Below are 2814 nucleotides of genomic sequence, written 5' to 3'. Positions count from 1 at the left end.
TGCTCACGGCGGGCATGGCCTATCTCGAACATCTGTTCGGCGCCTCACTGTCGCAACTGCTCAAGGAGCACGGCAAGGACATGACGAGCTATGCCAGGCAGTTCGCCGAGGACGGGCAAAGGTCGAAGGCGACGGACTTTGTCGGAACACTGGAAGTGGCGGCCAGGATGTACCAGACGCTGGGGCCGCTGCTGGAGACCTACGATGTGCTGATCTGCCCGACCAACGCGCTTCCCGCCGTGCCGGCGGAGTTCGATCAGACAACGGGCACGGTCGAGATCAACGGCAAGCAGGTGAACCCGTCGCTTGGCTGGGTGATGACGACGCCGTTCAACATGATGAGCCGCTGTCCGGTTCTATCCGTGCCGTCGGGCCGGGCGGCAAGCGGCGTGCCGACAGGCATCCAGATCGTCGGCCGCACCTATTGCGATGCCGATGTCTTCCGGGCGGCCATGGCCTATGAGATGGCCAAGGGGCAGTGGTACACAAACGCCGAAACGCGCCCGTCGCTATAACAGGGCGATGCGGCCCTTGCCGCGATCGTGGTTGATCTGCGGTTTCGGTTGTGGTGAGCCGACGCCGGACACCTCGAATAGACGGATCCGTGGCGGCGCCGGCGATCGCCGGCAGAAGTCCGAAAGGAGCTGGACGAAGATGGCGCAACAAAACACTGCGGCGGCAAAACGCAAAGGCGCAACGGCGAAGAATGGACGTGCGGCAAACGATGCCGCGCCGCCCAAGGACCGTCGGCGCGAACGCGGCGAAGCCAGCGTGCAGCGGATCATCGACGCCACCATCGAGCTCATCGCGGAGGAGGGACTGGCAAGCGTCACCATGCAGCGCATCGCCGAACATGTCGGCTCGTCCAATGCCCTGGTCGTCTTCCATTTCCGCAGCAAGGAGAACCTGTTTCGCGCCGTCCTGCAGTATCTCAGCGATCGATACGACGAGCTGTGGGTGACGCTGGTGCGAGCGCCCGGCCTGTCGCCGGTTGAGCGGGCCCTGGGCGCGGTCGATTGCGCGCAACGTTTCGCCCGCCAGCACCCGAAATGGGTTTCGGTCTTTGTCGTGTTCTCCAGCGACCGCAAGAGCATGCAGATCTACAATGAGATCGGCCTGCCGAGCGATCTTGCCTACACCGCCGAAGCGCGCGAGTTGCTGATCGAGATTTCGCGCAGCGGCGGTTACACCGACGTCGACATCGACACGCTGTCGGAGAGCCTGAATTATCTGGTCCACGGCGCCTGGTATTGGGATCATCTCAATCCATCCAGCCGTGACACCAACGTGCTGCGCAAGACCATGCTGCTCCTGCTGCATCAGGCATTCCCGCGGCATTTCGAACTGATGCGCTAGAGCAATTCCAGGAAAAGTGTGAAACGGTTTTCCGTCCGGAATTGCGCCAAACAAGGAGTTGGAGTGGTTCGCCGTTTCCGTGAAACGGTGAACCGCTCTGACCGCTTTCATGGCTGCCGCAGATGGCAGCCGGCCTGCCGCTTCTGTTCCAGATACTCGTCGACAAGCTGGCGGTAGCGCACCTTGCCGAAACTCGGGAAATGGCCGCCATGCACGACCGAGACATCGAGGTCGCGCAGGCGCAGCAGTGTCGCCATGTAGTCTGATATGTCCGAGTGGTAGACGTCGTCGATCAGCGGGCCGTCATAGATGATATCGCCTGATAACAGGATGCCCGTCCTGTTTTCATAGAGCGCGATGCCGCCGGGCGAATGGCCGGGCGTGTGGATCACCTCGAAGGCACGATCGCCGAGATCGACGACGTCCCCATGCTTGAGCAAACGGCCTGCCGGTGCGGGCGGAATACGGTAGCGCGCCGTGTTCCAGCCTTGCGGCTGGCAATCGAACATTTCGTCGGTCGCATAGGTGTCGGCTGCCGTCCACTCGTTACGCGGATCGGCGAGGATCCCGGCCTCGGCGGCGTGCACGCACCGTTCGGGAAATTCGTGGTGGCAGCCTATATGATCGAAATGCGTGTGGCTGGCGACGCAAATCAGCTTGCGCTCGCTGACCAACGGCACGTGACGCCTGAGGCTGAAATGGCCAAGCCCGGTGTCGAACAGAAGGTCACGATCGCGGCCGCGCACATGCCACATGTTGCAGCGGAAGAACGGTTTTATCCAAGGCTCGTGGATCAAGGTCACGCCATCGCTCATGCGGATGGTCTCGTACCAGTCTGGTGCCTCGATGACCGCAAGCGTTGCCATGTTTCAATCCGTCAGAAAGTTCAGTCCGTCAGCAGGATGATCTGGTCGGTATCGCAGGAAATCGCGACCCTGTCGCCCGGCTGGACGGTCGCCGTCGCGGGCAATTTGGCGATGAAGTGGAGCGAAGGGTCCTCGACGGAAACGGCGAGCACGCGCTTGAAGCTGCCCTGGAAAACCACGTCGCTCACCTCGGCTGTGCCAAGCCTGACACCGCCGCGCGCCTCGCCGAGGACAAGATGCTCCGGCCGTATGGCCAGCGCAACGGTAGAGCCGACCGGCAAGGCGCCGGGCAGCGAGACCGGCCCGACCGGCGTCGCGACGGTGCTTGTCCTATCCTTCGCCTCCGTGACCGTGCCGGCGAGGATCGTGCTTTCGCCCATGAAGGTCGCCGAAAAACGCGTCGCCGGCCGTGCGTAGACGCGCTCTGGCGGACCTTCGTCCTCGATGCGCCCGTCATTCATCACCACGCAATGGTCGGCCAGCGCCATCGCCTCTTCCTGGTCGTGCGTGACATGGATAAAGGCGGTGCCGACGCGCTTCTGGATCGCCTTCAATTCATCCTGCATCTGCCGGCGAAGTTTGAGGTCGAGGG

The 2814-nt window shown here is 62.5% G+C and carries 4 protein-coding genes; 2 read left to right on the top strand and 2 right to left on the bottom strand.

Annotated elements, in window-relative coordinates; genetic code table 11:
* Both EN969_RS25300 and EN969_RS25295 read left to right on the top strand, forming a co-directional pair.
* On the top strand, positions 1 to 515 hold a 515-nt coding region (locus EN969_RS25300), incomplete at its 5' end, for an amidase family protein (RefSeq protein WP_245467494.1).
* 139 nt (positions 516 to 654) lie between these two features.
* Entirely contained in the window at positions 655 to 1356 is a 702-nt protein-coding gene (locus tag EN969_RS25295; RefSeq protein WP_063168086.1) for a TetR/AcrR family transcriptional regulator, read from the top strand.
* 107 nt (positions 1357 to 1463) lie between these two features.
* On the opposite strand, the gene EN969_RS25290 is transcribed toward EN969_RS25295, so the two are convergent.
* Positions 1464 to 2222 carry an MBL fold metallo-hydrolase gene (locus EN969_RS25290; protein WP_063168085.1) on the bottom strand — a complete coding sequence of 253 codons (759 nt, stop codon included), beginning with the start codon at positions 2220 to 2222 and terminating at the stop codon, positions 1464 to 1466.
* A gap of 20 nt (positions 2223 to 2242) precedes the next feature.
* The coding region (locus EN969_RS25285) for an ABC transporter ATP-binding protein (protein WP_164758476.1) at positions 2243 to 2814 on the bottom strand (572 nt) is incomplete at its 5' end.

The sequence above is a fragment of the Mesorhizobium sp. M7A.F.Ca.CA.003.01.2.1 genome (genome assembly GCF_003998945.1).
GTDB classification, from domain to species: Bacteria; Pseudomonadota; Alphaproteobacteria; order Rhizobiales; family Rhizobiaceae; genus Mesorhizobium; species Mesorhizobium ciceri.
This window is presented reverse-complemented; position numbering and strand designations above follow the sequence as displayed.

Bases quoted from the DNA above. Each gene is read 5' to 3' on its own strand.
- EN969_RS25290 (WP_063168085.1), bottom strand. From the start codon at position 2,222: ATGGCAACGCTTGCGGTCATCGAGGCACCAGACTGGTACGAGACCATC.
- EN969_RS25295 (WP_063168086.1), top strand. From the start codon at position 655: ATGGCGCAACAAAACACTGCGGCGGCAAAACGCAAAGGCGCAACGGCG.